Below are 18,784 nucleotides of genomic sequence, written 5' to 3' on the forward strand. Positions count from 1 at the left end.
AAAAACCACCAAGTGGTCCCCCGCTCGAGGCCGGCGACCCGGAACGGTCAGGCGTCCTTGCCGGTGGCCGCCGGGTCCAGGTCCCTGTCGCGGACCAGGGTGAAGATGGCGACCGCGCCGGCGAAGGCGACGCAGGCGAGGACGACGTACACGACGCTCCAGCCGTGTTCCAGACCCTGCACGGCTCGGTGCACCAGGTCCTCGCCTCCGCTGCGGCGCACCGAGGACAGCCGGCCCTGCACCACGTCGTCGGCCAGTGTGCCGCTGTCCGCGCCGCCGGTGGCGGGCAGCCGCTGCCGGGTCGCGGTGAGCAGCAGGCCGCCGACGCAGGCCACGCCGATCGTCTCGCCCGCGACACGCAGGGTGTTGAACATGCCCGAGGCCATGCCGGCGCGCTCCGGCGCCACCACGCTGACCGCCGCGTTGTCCATGACGCCGAAGGCGAGGCCGATACCGATGCCCGCGAGCAGCAGCGCGGCGTACAGACCGGTGCGCGAGGAGACCGGGTCGGTGAAGGTCATCAGCAGCAGCGCCACGGCGAGTACGGCGGGGCCGACGGCCAGCAGCGTGCGCACCGACAGCCGCTTCACCAGCGCCCCGGAGAACAGCGGCAGCACGAACACCGGCAGGGTGAGCGGCAGCAGCATCGCGCCGGACATCGTGGACCCGGCGCCACCCGCGCCCTGGAAGTACGGCGGCAGGTAGACCAGCAGCGCGGCGAAGGCGAAGACGATGCTGACCGGTTGCCAGATGATGGCGACGAACGTGGGGCGGCGCAGCAGACTCAGATCGAACATGGGCTCGCTGCTGCGCAGTTCGACGGCGACGAACGCGGCGAGGAAGAGGGCGGCACCCGCGAAGGAGCCGAGCGTCTGCGGCCCGGTCCAGCCGCGTGAGGGTCCCTCGACGAAGCCGAGGGCGAGCAGCAGCAGGGCGAGCGTGAAGGTGACCACACCCGGCATGTCGATGCGCCGGGCCGAGGGGTTGCGGGACTCGGGCAGGGGCCGGGCGAGGACGAGGACCACCGCGCCGAGGACCACGTTGACGAGGAAGACGGCGTGCCAGGAGGCCGCACCGACGAGCAGCCCGGACACGAACGGGCCCATCGCCAGGCCGAACCCGATCGAGGCGCCGAAGATGCCGAAGGCCCTGGCCCGCGCGGCCCCCTCGAAGGTGTGCGCGAGCAGCGTCGAGCCGCTGGTGAGGACGGCCGCGGCGCCCATGCCCTGGACGAACCGGGCACCGTCCACGAGCACGATGGTGGGCGCGGTTCCGGCCACCAGGGAGGCCAGCGCGAAGACGGTGGTTCCGGTCAGGAACACCCGGCGCCGCCCGTACAGGTCGGCGGCCGACCCGGCGGCCAGCATGAACGCGGTGAAGGCGACGTTGTAGGCGTTGAGGACCCACTGGGTGGAGGCGGCCGAGGCGTGCAGCGCGCCGGACATGTCGGCGAGCGCCACTCCGGGTCCGGTCACGGAGATGGGCAGCATGACGGCCGCCAGGGCGATGGCCACGAGGACCCGGGTGGGGCCGATTCGGGGACGTTCGCCGCCGGCGGCGGTGACCGGCTCGGCTCGGGTGGCGGGCCGTACGGCGGGCTCTGCTTCGGCAGGGGTGTGGGACATCGGGAGGCTTCCTGTGTCGGGTGCCTGGAGGGAGGAGGCGGTCAGGCCGGCAAGACCGCCGGCAGGGGCCGCAGAACGTCGCCGAGCTGGGCGAAGGAGGTGACCTGGGCGTCGATGTAAGAGCCGAATGGCGCCACGTCGGCGTCGGTGAAGACCTCTCCGCGCATCAGTACGGTGCGCAGTCCGGCGATCTTGGCGGCGCGCAGGGCCAGCGGGGAGTCGTCCACGAGCAGCCAGCGCTCCGGATGCGTCTCGCGCTCGGCGGCCAGCAACGCGGTGTAGGTGTCGGGATCGGCCTTGGAGGCGTGGTCGAGGGCGACGAAGTCCCGCGACTCGAAGAGCCCGTCGAGCAGGGCGCGGCGCGCGGTCGCGTGGTCCATGGTGGAGAAGACCCGCAGCCGCACACCGTGTGCGCGCTGTTCGGCGCAGAACTCCTCGACCCCGTCGCCGAGGGCCAGCCGGGCGCCGCCGACGGCGGTCAGCGAGCGCAGCGCCGCGATCTCGGCCGAAAGATGCTGTTCGATGCCGAGTCCGGCGAACAGCACCCGCAGGCTGTCGCGCTGCGGAAAGGTGCTGATGGCCTTGAACTGGGCGGCGGTGGCGTCGTACGGGAGGTCGGTGTGGCGGTTGATGCCTTCGTGCAGGGCCCGCAGCAGCAGGCTGGAGGCGTTGAGGCTCAGCACTCCGTCGAAGTCCAGCAGCACGGTGTGCGCGCGGGAGTCGCGGTCCATGGCATGGCTCCTTGCGGGGGAGAGGGGGTACCGGCCCGACGCGGGGGAGGGCCGGGCCGGTACGTCGGGGGGCGCGGGCTCAGCCGCGCCGGGCGGTGCGCGTGGGCTCAGTCGCGCCAGACGGTGTGCGCGGCGGCCTCCGCGTCGAGGGTGCGCAGCAGGTCCTCGTCGATGGCCTGCAGCGAGTCGACGATGTGGCGGGTGCCGGCGTCGCGCATCAACTGCGGCTGGAAGCTGTGCTCGAAGGAGCTGGGGTGCCCGATGAAGGGGATGTCGAGCGCCCGGGCGACCTCGGCGACCCTGGCCACGTCGTCGATGAAGAGCACCTGGTCGTACTCCAGGCCGAAGACCTCGGTGGTGATCTCCCGCAGCCCGGGGCGGAAGTCGTTGGTGCAGACGTAGCGGGGCTCGTCGAAGAGATCGGCGTGCTCGCCCAGGTAGCGGTCGAAGTGGGAGGCGTCCAGGCCGCCGTAGCTCACCGTCTTCAGGCCCAGTGCGCGCAGCCTGCGCAGCAGGTCGACGGCGCCGTCGAGGAGCTGGACGGGGTGGTCCCGGACGTACTCCTCGCGTTCCTTGAAGTAGACGTCGATGGCCTCCTGCGCGGTCCACGGCATCCGGGCGGCGTTGGCCATGCCCTGGCCGCCCACCAGCTGGGGCTGGGAGAAGATGCTGCGTTCGACCTCGGCGGTGTACTCGCCGCCGCGGTTGACGATGAAGTTGTAGATGACCGGGCTGAACGTGTCGTTGAGCAGGACGCCGTCGATGTTCACGGCGGCCAGCTTGAGGTGCTGGAGCTTGTCTGCCACGGGAGGGTTTCCGTTTCTCGGGTGGTGTCGCAAGGGGCGTTCAGGGATGGTGCGTCCGGCCGGCGGACGCGGTCAGAGGCCGACGGTGGCCATGCCCGCGGGGTCGTAGCGCTCGCCCGACACGGCCTCCGGCGGTACGGCGGCCTCGACCGCGGCCAGCTGCTCGTCGGTGAGTCCGACCTCCGCGGCGGCGAGGTTCTCCCGCAGATACGTCTCACGGCGGGTGCCGGGGATGGGCACGATGTCCTCGCCGCGGGACAGCAGCCAGGCCAGCGCGAGCTGGACGGGCGTGCAGCCGGCGTCGCCGGCGATCTCGCGCAGCCGCTCCACCATGCGGGTGTTGCGCTCCAGGTGTTCCTGCTGGAACCGCGGGTGGGAGTGCCGGAAGTCGGAGGGGTCCAGGTCCTCGGAGCGGGTGATGGCACCCGTCAGGAAGCCCCGGCCGATCGGCGAGTAGGCCACGAGGCCGACCCCGAGTTCCCGCGCGGTGGGCAGGACCTCGTGCTCGACTTCGCGGGTCCACAGCGAGTACTCGGTCTGCAGGGCCGCGATCGGGTGGACGGCGTGCGCCCTGCGCAGCGTCTTTGCGCTGACCTCGGACAGCCCCAAATGACGGACCTTGCCGGCCGCCACCAGCTCCGCCATGGCGCCCACGGTCTCCTCGATCGGGATGTCGGGGCTGCGGCGGTGGAGGTAGTACAGGTCGACGTGGTCGACACCGAGCCGCTTCAGTGAGGCGTCGATGGCCTGCCGGCAGTACGCGGGGCTGGAGTCGACCTGGCGGCCCTGGCGCGGGTCGCGGTCGTCGCGCCGGATGCCGAACTTGGTGGCGAGGACCACCTGCTCCCGGCGGCCGGCCACGGCCTGCCCGACGAGCCGCTCGTTGTGACCCTTGCCGTACATGTCGGCGGTGTCGAGGAAGGTGACCCCGAGGTCCAGCGCCGCCTGAAGCGTCCGCAGGCTCTGCGCCTCGTCGGTGGGTCCGTAGAACTCCGACATGCCCATGCAGCCCAGCCCGATGGCCGAGACCGACGGACCGTCCGTACCAATCCTGCGTTCCCGCACTGGTTTGTCTCCTCGTACACGTCGTACACGTTGGTGAACCGGGTGGCCGCGGCGTTGCCGTACGCACGGCGCGCCCCCGTCGGAGCCCGTCGTCGGCGGTGTGCCGCCGGGCGCCTCGACCATGCTCGCAACCGCTGCTCCCGCACGGCTCACTTGGCGCTCACGCCCTGACGTGAGCGGCGCATGGGCCCGTGGTGAGCGGGAGCGGAGCTGCCGTTGCCACAGTGAACCCACCGACCGGACCCGGGACTTGCGGGGCAGGCCGGACGACGGCAAGGCAGCGAGAAGGAGTGCGCAGTGATGGCGATGACAGGCGACGGCCCGAGGACGGCCGGCGGCACCCGGCTCCGGCCGGGTCGCGGTGACGGAGGGGCCGGATGAGCGGGACCGGCCGCGCGGCGGTGGTGGCCGGTCTGGGGGCCTGGGTGCCGCCGGCCGCGGTCACCAACGACGCGCTCGCCCGGCAGCTGGACACCTCCGACGAGTGGATCCGCAGCCGTACCGGGATCGCCTCCCGGCACGTGGTGGACCCCGGTACGGCCACCGGTGATCTCGCGGTCGAGGCGGGCCGGCGGGCACTGAAGTCCGCCGGGACGGACGTCGCCGACGCGGTGGTGCTCGCCACCAGCACCCCGGACCGGCCCTGCCCGGCCACCGCCCCCGAGGTGGCGAGCAGGCTGGGTCTGACCGGCGTGTGCGCCTTCGACGTCGCCGCGGTGTGCACCGGCTTCGTGTACGCCCTCGGCGTGTCCGCAGGCATGGTGGCGTCCGGGGCCGCCCGGACCGTGCTGGTCATCGGCGCGGACACGTTCTCCACCATCCTCGACCCGGCCGACCGCACCACAAGGGCCATTTTCGGCGACGGGGCCGGCGCCGTGGTGCTGCGAGCCGGGGATCCGGACGAACCGGGCGCCCTGCTGGGACTGCACCTGGGCAGCGACGGCAGCCGCAGCGACCTCATCCAGGTCGCCGCGGGCGGGTCCCGGCAGCGGTCCACCGGCCTGCCCGCCGAGGAGGCGGCCACCTACTTCACGATGGAGGGCCGTCCCGTCTTCGCCGAGGCCGTACGGCACATGGCGGCGTCCGTGGAGGCGACGGCCGCCGTGCTGGGCGGGACGCCCGCCGACGTCGACCGGATCGTCCTGCACCAGGCCAACGCCCGGATCCTCGCGGCGGTCGCGGAGCGCGTCGGGGTACCGCTCGAGCGCTTCCCGTCCAACATCGAGCGGGTCGGCAACACGGTCGCCGCGTCCGTCCCGCTCGTCCTCGCCGACGCGGTCGCCGACGGCACCCTGCGCCCCGGCCACCGGGTCGTGCTGGGCGGCTTCGGCGGCGGGCTGACCTGGGGCTCGGTGGGCCTGGTGTGGCCGGAGGTGGTCCCGGCCTGACGCCCACGGGAAACGTCCCGCACGACGTCCCCGGTCGACCCCCGCATCTCCGGTCGACCCCCGCATCTCCGGACGACTCCCGCATGTCCGGTCGACCCGCGCATGTCCGGTCGACCCGCGCATGCCCGGTCGGCCCGCGCATGCCCGGTCGCCCCCCCCATGCCCGGACGGCGATCCGGGTCCACCCCACGACACGGCGGCCCGCCGGTTTGCGGCCGGGCGCCCTCCCACCCTCAGGAGCACACCATGCAGGACATCCAGGAGCACACCACCATGCAGCCCACCATGCAGCCCACCGTGCAGCGCATCTCGGCACTCCTGTCGGGCCACTTCAAGGTCAGGCCCGAGGCGATCACGCCCGGAGTGACCCTGGGCGAGCTGTCCTTCGACTCGCTGGTCCTGATCGAGCTCGGACTCGTCCTGGACAAGGAGTTCGGCGTCCGGATCGAGGACGGCGAGCTCACCGAGGAGCACACGCTCGACGACGTCGTCGACCTCCTCGTCGCCAAGGGAGCCTCGCTCTGATGGCGGGCGGCACCGACGCCATAGCCGTCACCGGCCTGGGCCTGGTGACCCCGGCCGGGATCGGCGTCGAGGAGAACTGGGAGCGTCTCCTCACCGGCCGCTCCTGCGCCACCCGGGACGACTCCCTCGGCGACCTGTCGGCCGACTTCTCCTGCCGGGTGCCCGGCTTCGACGCGCAGGAACTGCTGGGCGGCTTCGCCTCCTGGCAGTTGGAGCGGTTCGTGCAGCTCGCGCTCGTCGCCTCCCGCATGGCCGTACGGGACGCCGGGCTGGACCCCGAGGGCTGGGACGGCACCCGTGTCGGCGTGGTGCTCGGCAACTCGCTGGGCGGTGCGGCGACGCTGGAAGAGCAGTACCGCGCGCTCTCGGAGGACGGCCCGGCCCGGGTCTCTCCGTTGCTGGTGACCCGGTACATGCCGAACATGCTCGCCGGGTACGTGGCGATCGACTGCGGCGCGCGCGGCCCCAGCCTGGTCACCGCCACCGCCTGCGCGTCGGGCGCCACGGCCGTCGGCACGGCCCGGGACCTGCTGCGCGCGGGCGCCTGCGACATCGTGCTGGCCGGTGCCAGTGAGTCGGCCCTCACCCCGACGGTGATGGCCGGACTGTGCCGGATGGGCGCCCTGTCCAAGTCCCGGCAGGCACCCGAGCACGCGGGCAAGCCGTTCGACGCGGAGCGCGACGGCTTCGTGGCCGCCGAGGCGGCGGGTGTCCTGGTGCTGGAGCGGGCCGCCGACGCGCGGGACCGCGGTGCCCGGATCCGCTCGCTGGTCAGCGGCTACGCGGCCTCCTCCGACGCGCACCACGCGACAGCCCCCCAGCCCGACGGCGAGGGCATCGAACGAGCGCTGCGGGCGGCGCTCGCGGACGCCGGAGTCGCCCCGTCCGAGGTGCGGCACGTCAACGCGCACGGCACCGCCACGCCGATGAACGATCTTGTCGAGGGCACCATGCTCGGGCGGGTCGTGGGCAGCGGGGCGGCGGTGACCTCCACGAAGGGTGTCACCGGTCATGCCCTGGCCGCGGCCGGCGCGATCGAGGCCGCGTACACGGTGCTGGCCGTGCAGCACGGGCAGATCCCGCCCACGGCCAACCTGAAGAACCCCGACCCGGCCCTCGATCTGGACCTGGTCGGCGGCGAACCCCGCACGGCCCGGGTGGACGTGGCGGTGAGCACGTCGCTCGGTTTCGGCGGCCACAACGCCGCGCTCGTCTTCACAGCGGCCTGACCCCTGCCGGGCGGCCGCCCCCCACGCACCGGGCCGGGCGGCCGCCCAGGCCTTCGAGACGCCCGCTTCCTCGCGCGGCGTCCCCTCTTCGTGTGCGACATCCGAGACGTCGCCCTTCCAGACCCCAGAACCCAGAACCCAGAGCCCAGAGCCCAGAACAGAACTCAGAACCCAACCCCGAGGGAGACAACGATGAACCGCTCGGTCTTCGTCACCGGCGGCAACCGCGGCATCGGCCACGCCGTCGCCCGGGCCTTCGCCGACGACGGCGACAGGGTCGCCGTCAGCCACCGTACGGGCAGTCCGCCGGACGGCGTGCTCGGCGTCAAGGCCGACGTCACCGAACCGGGTGCGCTGGAACGCGCCCTGCGGGAGGCGGAGGCCGAGCACGGCCCCGTGGAGGTACTGGTCGCCAACGCCGGCATCACCCGGGACACGCCGATGCTGCGGATGACGGACGAGGCCTTCGACGACGTGCTGCGCACCAACCTCAGCGGGGCGTTCGCCGCGGTCCGGGCCGCGGTGCGCAGCATGCTGCCCGCCCGGCGCGGGCGGATCGTCCTCGTCTCCTCGGTGCTGGGTTTCCTCGGCTCGCCCGGCCAGACCAACTACGCCGCCTCCAAGGCGGCCCTGCCGGGCCTCGCCCGCTCCCTGGCGTGGGAGCTCGGGGACCGCGGGATCACGGTGAACGTGGTCGCGCCGGGCATCATCGCCACGGACATGACCGCGACGCTGTCCGAACGGCGCATGAGCGACGTCATGCGCATGACGCCGCTAGGCCGGCCCGGCACGGTGGACGACGTGGTCGCCGCGATCCGCTTCCTCGCCGGTGAGGAGGCCGGTTACATCACCGGCGCGGTCCTCCCCGTCAGCGGCGGCCTGGGCATGGGTCTGTGACCCGTACGCCGCCCACGCCCCCGTACCCGGGCATCGCCACGGTCACCGGCGCCGGCGACGGAAACGGAAGGGCACCCGGCGCCCCGGCGGACGACCCGCGGCGCTGGACGGAAGTCCTGCGTCCCGTGGCGGGGCCCGGGCCACGCGTCGTCGTCTTTCCGCACGCGGGAGGAGGCGCCCGCCGCTACCGCCAGGTGCTGGCGCCGCTCCCGGCGCAGGCCGAGATCGTCGGCGTCACCCTCCCCGGGCGTGAGCGGCGGGCCGGCCTGCCGCCGCACACCACACTCGCGCACGCCGTCGCCGGCATCGTGGCGGAACTGCGGACGCCCGCCGCGGGGCCCACGCTCTTCTACGGCCACAGTCTGGGCGGGCTGCTGGCCCTGCTCATCGCGTGCGCGGGTGAGGTGCGCTGCGACGGGTTGATGGTCTCCTGCTCACTGCCAGGTCGCCGCGCCTTTCCGCGGCCCGCTCTCCTCGGCACCCCCGCGGGCCTGGCGGGCGTCCTGGCGCTGCACGGGCTGGCCGCCGACGCCCTGGACGACGCCTCCCTCTCCCCGGCACGCCGGGCGCTCGCCCATGACCTGGCGCTGACCCAGCAGGCCCTGCTCGCGGTGGACGCGGTGTGTGCCGGCGTACCGCTGACCGCGCTGGCGGGCGAGGGGGACCCGCTCGTCCCGCTCGCCGCACTGCCGCTGTGGGCGGGCCTGACCAGTGGTCCGTTCCGGTCGCGGACGGCCGAGGGCGGACACTTCTTCCCCTTCACGGCCTCCGGTCAGGCGGTGGTGCTGGAGGAACTCACCGTGGCCCTCCAGCGGTCCGGTCGTCGCGCGGACTGCTCCCTCACGCTCTGATCCCTCAGACTCTGACCGGCTCCGGTACGAGGCCCGGCCACCCCGGCAGGGCGGCGGCCGGAGCCTCGTCGCTGGCCAGGATCCGTTCCTGCAGGCCGCGCAGCCGGTGCGAAGGCTCCAGGCCCACGCCGTCGGCGAGCGCGGTGCGGGCCTGCTGGTAGGCGGTGAGCGCGTCGTTGCGACGGCCCGAGAGGTACAGGGCGAGCATCAGGTACTCGTGGAGCACCTCGTCGTACGGGTCGAGGGAGACCAGCGCGTGGAGTTCGCCGACGACCTCCGCGTACCGGTGCAGCCGCAGGTCCAGGGCGAGGCGCTGGGCCAGCACCGCCTTGCGGTCCTCCTCCAGGCGGCGGACGTGGGCCCGCAGCACCGGGCCCGCCGGTACGTCGGCGAGCGGGGCGTCGCGCCACAGGTTCAGCGCGGCGTTGAGCAGGGCGGAGGCTTCGGCCAGGTCCCCGCGCGCCTCGGCGGCGCCGGCCTGGGCCACGAGCCGCTGATGGCGGACCACGTCGAACTGGTCTCCCGGCACCTCCAGGCGGTAGCCGGTGGGCTCCGTGATCAGCGTCTGCCGGGCGGCGCGGCCGGGGTCGCCCTGTTCGGCGCAGCCGATGCCCTTGCGGATCCACATCACGCAGTTCTGGATCCCGGTGGAGGCGCTTCTCGGCGCGTCCAGGTCCCACAGCTCCCGCTCGATCGTGGCACGCTGCACGACCCGCCCCCGGTTGAGGACGAGCATCGCCATCAGCTTCCTCGCCTTCACCGCCGTCGGGACCACCGAGGTGCCGTTCACGGTCACCCGGAGCGGTCCGAGCACTCTGGCGATCATGGGTCATTCCTCCTTCGCCGGTGACCGGACGTCACACCTGACCATGTGTACCAGTTTATTGATGTACTCGAGGTCACCTTTGGCCCCACAGTAGCGTGGATCTGGATGCATGACACACTGATACACCGTCAAGAAGTCCTTGCTGCAGCTGTTTTGTCCTCTCTCCACCCCTGGATCACACGGCCGTAGCCTGCCTGTCGCGTCGTCGTCATCTCCGCCGGTCGAGGTCATTGTTAGCCTGGGGTCTATCTTTGGACGCCAGACCTAAGGCAATACGAGGGGGGTCGCGTGAGCGGCGCAGCACAGGTAGCGGTCATCGGAATGGGATGCCGGTTCCCGGGGGCGAACGACGTGGAGGAGTTCTGGCGGCTCCTGGTGGACAACACCGACGCCGTCACACCGGTACCCGAGGCCAGGTTCGACATCCGGCCCCACTACGCGCCCCACCCCGGGATGCCGGGACGCACGGTCTCCCGGCACGGCGGGTTCCTCGACGACCTGTACGGCTTCGACGCCGCCTTCTTCGGCATCGCCCCCCGCGAGGCGCTCGCCATGGACCCGCAGCAGCGACTCCTGCTGCACGTCGTGTGGGAGGCGCTGGAGGAGGCGGGGATCCGCCCGTCGTCCCTGGCCGGCAGCGCCACCGGAGTGTTCGTGGGGCAGGCGACCGCGGACTACGGCGAACAGGCCGGCGACCTGCCCCTGGACGTGCACGGCATGGCGGGCGCCCGGCTGCGCGCGGTCACCGCGGGACGGGTGTCGTTCGCCCTCGACCTGCGCGGCCCCAGCCTCGTGGTCGACACCGCCTGCTCGTCGTCCCTGGTGGCGGTGCACCTGGCCCGGCAGAGCCTGCTGTGCGGCGAGAGCGACCTGGCCGTCGCCGCGGGGGTGAACGCGATCCTGTCCGCCGACGACGCCGTCACCTACTCGCAGGGAGGCATGCTCGCCCCCGACGGCCGCTGCAAGTTCGCCGACGCCTGCGGTGACGGATTCGTCCGCAGCGAGGGCGTCGGTGCCGTTGTGCTCAAGCGGCTCGACGACGCCCTGCGCGACGGCGACCCGGTGCTGGCCGTGGTGCGCGGCAGCGCGGTGACCAACGACGGCGCCGGCAGCGGACTGCTGCTCCAGCCCGCCGTACCGGGCCAGGCCCACATGGTGCGCGCGGCCTGCCGCAGTGCGGGCATCACTCCCGGACGGCTCGACTACGTGGAGGCCCACGGCACCGGCACCAGGGTCGGCGACGAGGTCGAGCTGCGCACCCTGGCGGACGTACTGCGCGAGGACCCGACGGCCGACCGCCCCCTGCGCGTCGGCTCGGTGAAGACCAACATCGGCCACGCCGAGGCCGCCGCCGGAATCGCCGGCCTGATCAAGACCGTACTGATCGCCCGCCACGGCCTGATCCCCGCCTCCCTGCACCAGCGTTCGCCCCATCCGGTCCTCACCGAGCCGGACGTGCCGCTGGAGGCCGTCGGCCGCAACACCCCGCTGGAGCCGGCCGGCCCGGACGCCCTGCTCGGCGTGTCCTCCTTCGGGCTGTCGGGCACCAACGCCCAGGTGATCGTGGGGAGTCACCCGCGACCAGCCGATGAGGCGGCGTCCTGGGCGGACCGCCCGGCGGGCGAAGCGGACGGCGACGCACCGCAGTTGCTGGTCCTCAGTGCCCGCACTCCCGCCTCCCTGCACCGCCTGGCGGAGCGCTACGCCACCTACCTGGAACCGGGCGGGCCGGGGCGCGCCCACCGCCTGTCCGCGCTCTGCCGTGCCGCCGCCACCCGGCGCGACACGCACCCCCACCGCCTGTGGGCGATCGCCACCACCCACGACGAGATGGCCGCCACCTTGCGCGCACTCGCGCGCGGCGAGGAGAGCGCGGACGGCGGTCTCGGCGCGGCCCCCTTCCACCAGGACCGCCGCATCGCCTTCGTCTTCCCGGGCCAGGGCGCGCAGTGGAAGGGCATGGGGCGCCGGCTGCTCGAGCAGGACGCGGACTTCCGTCACGCCCTGACCGAGTGCGACGCCGCCGTCCGCGCGGAACTGGGCTGGTCGGTGATCGAGACCCTGAACGGCGACGGCACCGCGGACGAGGCGGAGTCCTGGGAGGACGTGGCCGTGGTGCAGCCGCTGCTGTGGGCGGTTCAGGTCTCCCTGGCCGCGGCGCTGCGCGCCAAGGGCGCCGAGCCAGGCCTGTGCATCGGGCACAGCATGGGCGAGGTGGCCGCTGCCCGGACGACGGGCGCGCTCTCGGTGCGCGACGCGGCGGCGGTGATCTGCCGGCGCAGCAGCCTGATGTCCCGGTCGGCCGGACGCGGGGCGATGCTCGTCGTGGAACTCGACGCGGAAGCGGCCGCCGCCGTCGCGGCATCCCACGGCGGCGCCGTCTGCGTGGCAGCACGCAACGCGCCCCGCTCCACCGTCCTCGCGGGCGACGCCGAGGCGTTGCGGAGCATCGCCGCCCGGCTGGAGGGTGACGGTGTCTTCTGCCGCCCGGTGAAGGTCAACGTGGCGTCCCACTCCCCGTTGATGGACGAGCTGCGGGAGGATCTGCTCACGGCCCTCGCCGACCTCGGCCCGCGGGCCGGCGCGACGCAGTTGCTGTCCACCGTCCGCTGCGCACCCGTCGACGGCGCCCGCCTCGACGCCGCCTACTGGGCGGACAACCTGCGCGAACCGGTGCGTTTCGTGGACGCCGTCCGCGAGGCCGCCGAGGCGGACGAGACCGTCTTCGTCGAGATCAGCCCCCACCCCCTGCTGACCCAGGCCGTCACCGCCACGCTGGAGGAACAGGGCGAGACACCGTCCGTCGTGGCGACGCTCAAACGCCGGCAGGCCGAGCCGGAGAACCTGCTGCGCGCACTGGGCCGGATCTTCGCTTGCGGAGGCCGCGTCGACTGGGACCGCTGCTACGGGACCGGTGACCGGCGTCCGGAACCCTGGGTGCCGCTGCCTGTGTACGCCTGGGACGTGGAGCAGTTCCGCCGGGAACCGGCCACCGCACCGACCGCCCGCCACAGCCGTGAGTTCGCACTGCTCGGCCTGGGGCTGCCTGCCATGGGAGGCGGCGTGCGCAGCCGGGGCACGGCCGCGGTGCCCGCCGTGCTGTACCTGGAGGCGGTGCGCCTGGCCGCCCGGGACGCCACCGGCGGCCGGAGCGGGGTGCTGAGCGACATCGAGTTCGGCGGTCGGCCCCTGGACCTGGAGCGGGAGGGGGACGCCGCCGTGCGGGTCGACCTCACGGTCCTGCCCGGGCAGGACACGTTCGCCTTCACCGTCAGCGCCGCGCACACGGAGGGCGGGCACCGGGACGGCGACGTCCTGCTGAGCGGACGGCTCGGCACGGCGAGCGACACGGCGTCGGGCGGCGAAGACGAGCGGCGCCAGGGCCGTGAACTCCTCGACGACGCGCTGACCCGGTGCGGGGAGTACGTGCCCGCCGCGGAGTTCTACCGCCGCACCCGGGCACGCGGCCTGGCGGTCGACGACGCGCTGCGTACGGCGGCCCAGGTGTGGCTCGACGAGGGCGAGTGCGTCGCGCGGATGCACGGCAGTTCCGGTCCCACCCCCGGCACCGCCACCGCCGCGGCCCTGGAGGCGGCGCTGGTCATGATGGCGGCAACCTGGCCCGGGGCGGCGTCCGCGGCCCCGTCCGGCGCCTTCGGGCCGGTGTCCTTCGGCCGGATCCACATCGCCGACCCTGGTTCCCTGGCCGCGGACCACTGGGTACTGGCCCGCTGCGTACCCGGCCCCCGGGCCGGTGAGGCCCACTGCGACGTACGGCTCCTCGCCCCGGACGGGCATCTGATGGCCGAGTTCCTCGGTATACGGCTCCGCCCGCTCCCGTCCCAGGACGAAGGCGCGGCGACGGTGCCGGCGCGGGCCGCCGACGTCGCCCCCGGCGCACCCGCGCACTCCGCCGCGTCCCGGACGGCAGCCACCGGCAGCGTACGGCCGCACCGGGGTGTACGACCGCACGAGACGGTGCGTCCGCCCCGAGCCCGGCACGCCCACACCGGCCTCGCGGCAGTGGCACCCCCGGAGGGGTCGGAGGTGCCGGTCCAGCACACGGACGTGCTGCGGCACGCGGCGACCGTCCTCGGCATCTCGGCCTCGCGGCTGGACCCGCGCCGGCCGCTGCGCAGCTTCGGGCTGGACTCCCTGCTGGCCACGGAGCTGAGGGTGCGGCTGAACCGGTCCCTCGGCGTGGACGTCACCGCCCGGCGCCTGCTCGGATCCGAGCCGGTCGGGGAGATCGCCGCCTCCCTTGCGGTGCCCGGGACCACCGCCTCCGACACCGCCGCGCTCGACGGTGTGGCGGGCCGGTGAGCGGGGGCGGGGCCGGGGCACCGACAGCCCAGGATCCATCCTTGTACTGTGGTATAAATTTTGAGGCCGGGGGATCTCACAGAGCCGTGAGAAGCGAGGAACACATGAGTGCTGAGCCGGCCCCCCTCGGGCGTCGTGAACGCAGCAAGCAGCGCATAAAGGACCGTATCTACACCTCCGCGCTGTCCCTGTTCGCCGAGCAGGGCTACGACCGCACCACGATCGACCAGATCGCCGAGCGCGCGGACGTCGCCCGCGGGACCTTCTTCAACTACTTCCAGCGCAAGGAAGACCTGGTCACGGCGTGGGCGGAAGCGCGCCGACGGCGTCTGGAGGAGTGCATGGAGGAGTCCATGCTCGCCCGGGACGACGGGGTCACCGTGCACCTGGAACGCTGCATGCTGGCGCTCGCCGAGTTCAACGAGACGGAGCGGGACATCACCGCCGCCATGCTCCAGGCGTGGGTGAAGGCGGGGCGGCCGCTGCTCGAGGAGCCCTACGCCGGGCATGTGTTCGCCACCGTCGTCGAGGCGGGCAGGCGGCGCGGCGAGATCGCCGTCGACATCGACCCCCTGCGGGTCGGCAACATCCTGCGGGACTCCTACCTGGGCCTGCTCTACCGCTGGTCCCAGAGCCCGGAGCCGCGTGTGCCGCTCCACATCGAACTGCGTGAGGTCCTGCGGATCGTGCTCACCGGGATCCTGTCCTACGCCCGGCCGACCGCGTACGTCCCGGAGCCGGGGGGAGAGGTACGGGCTTGACAGCCCAGCCGCCGGACCGGATGAGCCGGGCCGCGGCCGCGCTCCTGTCGGGGATACGGGCCTAGTGCGGGCGCAGCGTGATCAGAGGGTGGCCGTCCGTCGTGCGGACCTCGTAGCGGGCGATCTGGTCGGGGTGGAAGGCGGCGCTGCCCTCCATCGTGGCCGTGCGCCCGCCGGCGCCGGGGGCGCGCCAGGTGCTGACCGTCTGCTCGGAGCCGTCGCGGCCGATCACGACCAGGCGGCAGGAGCGGGTGCCGGCCGTGTCCCTGACCTTCAGCTGCACCTGGCTGCCCCAGTCGGCGTCGTGCGTGGTGACCTGCGCCCACACCCCGGAGCGCGGGTCGGTGGCGGCGAGAGGAGCCTGCTGCTCGCCGCCGGTCGCCAGCACGGCCACCGCCGGTCCGGTCACCACGGCGACGACGGCGGCGGCGACGGCGTAGAGCAGGCGTCGGCGTGCGGTCCGCCGACGCCTGCCGACCTCGGCGAGCAGCCGGTCCAGCAGCCGCGGGCCGGGTGCCGACGCCGGGTGCACGAAGCGTGGTGTGGCCCGCCGGTACAGCAGCAACTGACGCGTCACCGGCCCGAATTCGGTCACCTGCGCCGAACAGCCGGCGCACTCCATGAGGTGGTCCTCGAAGCGGAAGGCTTCCGCCTCGTCCAGCACGCCGAGCGCGTAAGCGGCGACGTCGCGATGCCGTTCCAGGGACCTCATGCGAATCCTCGTGCCGTTGGGTGGGGGCGGTGTCACTCCTTGCACCCATCGGTACGGACCACGGCACCGATTGACTCAAGCCACGCACGGAAAGAGGCGTACAGGATTCGGAGCGGGCCGGTCCCCGGATTGGTCCGGGACGAAGAAAATTCCGGGCCCGTCACGACGCGCGGAAGCCGGGGGATCGACGGCGGGGCGGCCGGGGTCAGGCGCGGTCGCCGACAGGGTCGTCCGGAGGGGAGGGTGAGGTCGGCCGGTAGGGGCGGGCCTGCCTGCGGCGACTCGGCACCAAGGCCGGTGCGAGGTGGCCACCGGGTGCCGACCGTGCCGGCGCGGCGAACCGGCCGATCGCCGGACCCGGCGGCGCGGGCCGGTACCGCAAGGCCCGCGCCCTGAACCGTACGGGAGACCGACCCCGGGCCGGCCCGGAGGCGCAGGCAGACGTGTCAGAAGAGGTGGATCGCCAGATGGCCCAGCGGCAGCCCCAGCTGCCAGGCCGGGGTCCATACCTTCGGGCCGTCGTCCTCGCCGAGGGCCCCGGGACCGCCGGGCACCGCGTTCAGGTCGGGTGCCAGCAACTCGGTCTCCTCCAGCCAGCGCCATGCCGCGCGCGCCAGCGCAAGGTCCGGCCCGGCGGAGCCCTCCGCGCTCAGCGCCGCCATCCGCTCGCGCACCCAGTCCTGCCACGGCTGGTCGTACGCCGTCAGCGACAGCCAGGTCTCCAGCTGGGTCACGACCCGGATGCCGGACAGCTCGCCCTCGGTGTCGGACAGGAAGATGGTCAGGGCCAGCGCATCGCGCCCGGCGCGGAACTCGAACGACGTCGGCGGCATCAGATCGCCGGTGCGCAGCAGCTCGTCCGCGATGTACTCGGCGTACAACCAGGCCATGGGTACGACGAGTTCCCCGCCGTCGGCACCGTCCGTGCCCTGGTGACCTCTGTGCAGCATCCCTTCCTGCCTTCCTCCGGTGTCGCGCGTCGCCCGGTGCGGGCCCCCGTCCGGAACACGGATGAAGACAGCCGATTACTCAACCATGGTCGGCAGCAAGGCGCTTTGCGAAGCCTTGACCCGGTGGTCGGTTTCAGCGCAGGTCCGCCGCATATCCCGGAAGCTCCCGTCGCAGGGCGCGCAGCGCGTAGAACGCGCGCGACTTCACGGTACCGGGCGGAATACCCAGCTCCGTCGCTGCTTCCGCCACACTGGCCCCGCGGAGGTACACGAGGACCAGTACGTCACGGTGGCGCGGCGTGAGTGTCTTCACAGCCTCCCGTAGATCCAGTGTGGCGGCGGCCCTTTCCGCGTGATCCGCGCACATCGGCACATGCCCCTGCTCCAGCACCTCGTCGCATACCTCCGCCGGCCGCGCCTGCCGGGCCCGGCGCGCGTCGATGGCCAGCCGCCGTGCCACGGTCATCAGCCAGGGCCGCACCGAGTCGAAGGAGTCGGCGTGCAGCGCCTCGGGGTGCTGCCAGGCCCGCAGCAGGGTCTCCTGCACGAGATCCTCGGCCCGCTGCCGGTCGCCGTCGCACAGCCGCAGCAGCAGCGCGAACAGCGGCCGGCCGTGCTCGCGCTGCAACGCGGCGAGTTCGTGCTCGGCGGTCGTCGTCCGGGTGGTGAGGGTGTCTCCGGCCGTCATGGCGGTATGCCACCGCGGGGCGCCGGTCGCGGACAGGGCGCGTACACGCCTGTGCGGCGGGCGGTCGATCGCGTCGGTGAACGGTACGACGAACGGTCGGTCCTCTCCCGTCGGCGGACACCGGACGGGTCAAAGGGGTGCCCGAACCGTTTGCGGCGCCCGCCCCCCTCATACCTATTCATAGGGAAATGTGACCAGGCTGGGGTGACTGATGATCGTACGCGCACACACACGCAGACGACTGCTGGCACTGGCCCTGACGGCCGTACTCGCCGCCGGGGCCGCCTGTCAGGCCGATCGCCGCGCGCAGGCGGGGCGCCCGGCCCCGCCGGCCGGTGCGCGCGGCTTCACCCTGGTCGCCTCCGGGGGAGTCCTGCCGCACACGTCGGTCATCGAACGGGCGCGCTTCGACTCCGGCGGTGACGGCTACGACTTCCGGCCCATGCTCGCCGGCGCCAGGCCCCTGGTCGCGCCGGCCACCCTGGCGCTGTGCCACATGGAGACCCCCTACGGAGCGAACGGCGACTACACGGGCCGTCCCGTCTTCAAGTCCCCGCCCGAGATCGCCGACGGCCTCGCCGCCACCGGCTACGACAGCTGCTCCACCGCCTCCGACCACAGCCTCGACGACGGCGCGGACGGCGTCCGGCGCACCCTCGAGGCCCTCGACAGGACGGGCGTCAAGCACGCGGGCTCGGCGCGCACCGTGGCGGAGGCGAACTCCGTGACCCTGCTGCGCGCCGGAACGGCGAAGGTGGCCCACCTCGCCTACACCTACGGCACCGGCGACGTCGCGATGCCACCCGGGCAGCCGTGGGCCGTCAGCCTCATCGACGAGGGCAAGATCATCGCGGACGCCCGGGCCGCCCGCAAAGCCGGTGCCGACGTGGTGGTGGTCTCCCTGCACTGGGGCACCCCATGGCAGGACGCCCCCGACGGCCGGCAGCTCGACCTGGCCCGCCGGCTGACCGCCTCACGCGACGGCGGCCGCCCCGACATCGACCTGATCCTCGGCACCCACGCCCATGTCCCGCAGGCCTACGAGAAGGTCAACGGCACCTGGGTGGTGTACGGCATGGGCGACGAGGTCGCCGGCGAGATGTACGACGACAACGGCGTCGAGGACCAGCGCGGCAACCAGTCCACCCTCGGCCGCTTCACCTTCGTGCCGCCGAAGCGGCCGGGCGGCCGCTGGGAGGTGGCGAGGGCCGAGTTCGTGCCGCTGCTGTTCGACGTGGACGCGGGGCGGGTGGTGGACCTCAACCGCGCCCTCGCCGACGGCGCCGAGCTGCGCGCGGTCCGCGACCGCATCCGCCAGGTGGTCCTCAGCCGGGGCGCCGCGAAGGACGGGCTGGTGATGGGGCAGTAGGCGTCCGGCGCCCCCCGGGGGCGTACGGCCGCCTCGCG

Annotated in this window: 16 protein-coding genes; 8 read left to right on the top strand and 8 right to left on the bottom strand. The window is 73.4% G+C overall.

Translation table 11 applies throughout. From position 1 onward, the window contains the following. Positions 1–47: 47 nt before the first annotated feature. The 4 genes from ACF1GV_RS28030 to ACF1GV_RS28045 form a co-directional block, all read right to left on the bottom strand. Positions 48–1,625: an MFS transporter gene (locus ACF1GV_RS28030; protein WP_363263878.1), complete on the bottom strand. Its 1,578-nt coding sequence runs from the start codon at positions 1,623–1,625 to the stop codon at positions 48–50. Between the two features lie 41 nt (positions 1,626–1,666). Then, on the bottom strand, positions 1,667–2,356 hold the full coding sequence (locus tag ACF1GV_RS28035) for an HAD-IA family hydrolase (RefSeq protein WP_391685825.1): 690 nt from the start codon (positions 2,354–2,356) through the stop codon (positions 1,667–1,669). A gap of 107 nt (positions 2,357–2,463) precedes the next feature. After that, positions 2,464–3,162 carry an HAD family phosphatase gene (locus ACF1GV_RS28040; RefSeq protein ID WP_363263876.1) on the bottom strand — a complete coding sequence of 233 codons (699 nt, stop codon included), beginning with the start codon at positions 3,160–3,162 and terminating at the stop codon, positions 2,464–2,466. Between the two features lie 72 nt (positions 3,163–3,234). After that, positions 3,235–4,227 carry an aldo/keto reductase gene (locus ACF1GV_RS28045; RefSeq protein ID WP_391685827.1) on the bottom strand — a complete coding sequence of 331 codons (993 nt, stop codon included), beginning with the start codon at positions 4,225–4,227 and terminating at the stop codon, positions 3,235–3,237. Between the two features lie 377 nt (positions 4,228–4,604). On the opposite strand from ACF1GV_RS28045, the gene ACF1GV_RS28050 reads away from it, so the two are divergent. The 5 genes from ACF1GV_RS28050 (at position 4,605) to ACF1GV_RS28070 (ending at position 9,117) form a co-directional block, all read left to right on the top strand. After that, complete coding sequence (locus ACF1GV_RS28050; RefSeq protein WP_391685829.1) at positions 4,605–5,615, top strand: beta-ketoacyl-ACP synthase III; 1,011 nt, start codon at positions 4,605–4,607, stop codon at positions 5,613–5,615. Positions 5,616–5,861: 246 nt separating this feature from the next. Beyond that, positions 5,862–6,140, top strand: a complete 279-nt coding sequence (locus ACF1GV_RS28055; protein WP_363263873.1) for an acyl carrier protein — start codon at positions 5,862–5,864, stop codon at positions 6,138–6,140. Then, positions 6,140–7,369 carry a beta-ketoacyl-[acyl-carrier-protein] synthase family protein gene (locus ACF1GV_RS28060; protein ID WP_391685831.1) on the top strand — a complete coding sequence of 410 codons (1,230 nt, stop codon included), beginning with the start codon at positions 6,140–6,142 and terminating at the stop codon, positions 7,367–7,369. The genes ACF1GV_RS28055 and ACF1GV_RS28060 overlap by 1 nt, the downstream gene beginning before the upstream one ends. 192 nt (positions 7,370–7,561) lie before the next feature. After that, the gene (fabG, locus tag ACF1GV_RS28065; protein ID WP_391685833.1) at positions 7,562–8,266 is read left to right on the top strand and encodes a 3-oxoacyl-ACP reductase FabG; all 705 of its coding nucleotides are present in this window, start codon (positions 7,562–7,564) and stop codon (positions 8,264–8,266) included. Then, entirely contained in the window at positions 8,263–9,117 is an 855-nt protein-coding gene (locus tag ACF1GV_RS28070) for a thioesterase II family protein (protein ID WP_391685835.1), read from the top strand. The genes fabG and ACF1GV_RS28070 overlap by 4 nt, the downstream gene beginning before the upstream one ends. Before the next feature lie 4 nt (positions 9,118–9,121). On the opposite strand, the gene ACF1GV_RS28075 is transcribed toward ACF1GV_RS28070, so the two are convergent. Next, positions 9,122–9,943: an AfsR/SARP family transcriptional regulator gene (locus ACF1GV_RS28075; protein ID WP_363263869.1), complete on the bottom strand. Its 822-nt coding sequence runs from the start codon at positions 9,941–9,943 to the stop codon at positions 9,122–9,124. Positions 9,944–10,231: 288 nt separating this feature from the next. Here ACF1GV_RS28075 and ACF1GV_RS28080 point away from each other — a divergent pair, with 288 nt between their 5' ends. Continuing rightward, complete coding sequence (locus ACF1GV_RS28080; protein WP_391685837.1) at positions 10,232–14,266, top strand: type I polyketide synthase; 4,035 nt, start codon at positions 10,232–10,234, stop codon at positions 14,264–14,266. 104 nt (positions 14,267–14,370) lie between these two features. Then, entirely contained in the window at positions 14,371–15,027 is a 657-nt protein-coding gene (locus tag ACF1GV_RS28085; RefSeq protein ID WP_391685839.1) for a TetR/AcrR family transcriptional regulator, read from the top strand. A gap of 61 nt (positions 15,028–15,088) precedes the next feature. Here the strand turns inward: ACF1GV_RS28085 and ACF1GV_RS28090 are convergent, their stop codons facing one another. From ACF1GV_RS28090 to ACF1GV_RS28100, 3 genes are all read right to left on the bottom strand, one after another. Next, positions 15,089–15,739 carry a zf-HC2 domain-containing protein gene (locus ACF1GV_RS28090; protein WP_391685841.1) on the bottom strand — a complete coding sequence of 217 codons (651 nt, stop codon included), beginning with the start codon at positions 15,737–15,739 and terminating at the stop codon, positions 15,089–15,091. A 446-nt stretch (positions 15,740–16,185) separates the two neighbouring features. Beyond that, positions 16,186–16,689: a hypothetical protein gene (locus tag ACF1GV_RS28095; protein WP_391685843.1), complete on the bottom strand. Its 504-nt coding sequence runs from the start codon at positions 16,687–16,689 to the stop codon at positions 16,186–16,188. Between the two features lie 133 nt (positions 16,690–16,822). Next, positions 16,823–17,377 carry a sigma-70 family RNA polymerase sigma factor gene (locus tag ACF1GV_RS28100; RefSeq protein ID WP_391685845.1) on the bottom strand — a complete coding sequence of 185 codons (555 nt, stop codon included), beginning with the start codon at positions 17,375–17,377 and terminating at the stop codon, positions 16,823–16,825. A 211-nt stretch (positions 17,378–17,588) separates the two neighbouring features. Between ACF1GV_RS28100 and ACF1GV_RS28105 the strand changes: the two genes are divergently transcribed. Next, a complete protein-coding gene (locus ACF1GV_RS28105) occupies positions 17,589–18,746 on the top strand; it encodes a CapA family protein (RefSeq protein ID WP_391685847.1) in 1,158 nt (385 codons plus the stop codon). The last annotated feature ends 38 nt before the right edge of the window (positions 18,747–18,784 follow it).

Source organism: Streptomyces sp. NPDC014006 (assembly GCF_043088925.1).
Lineage (GTDB): Bacteria > Actinomycetota > Actinomycetes > Streptomycetales > Streptomycetaceae > Streptomyces.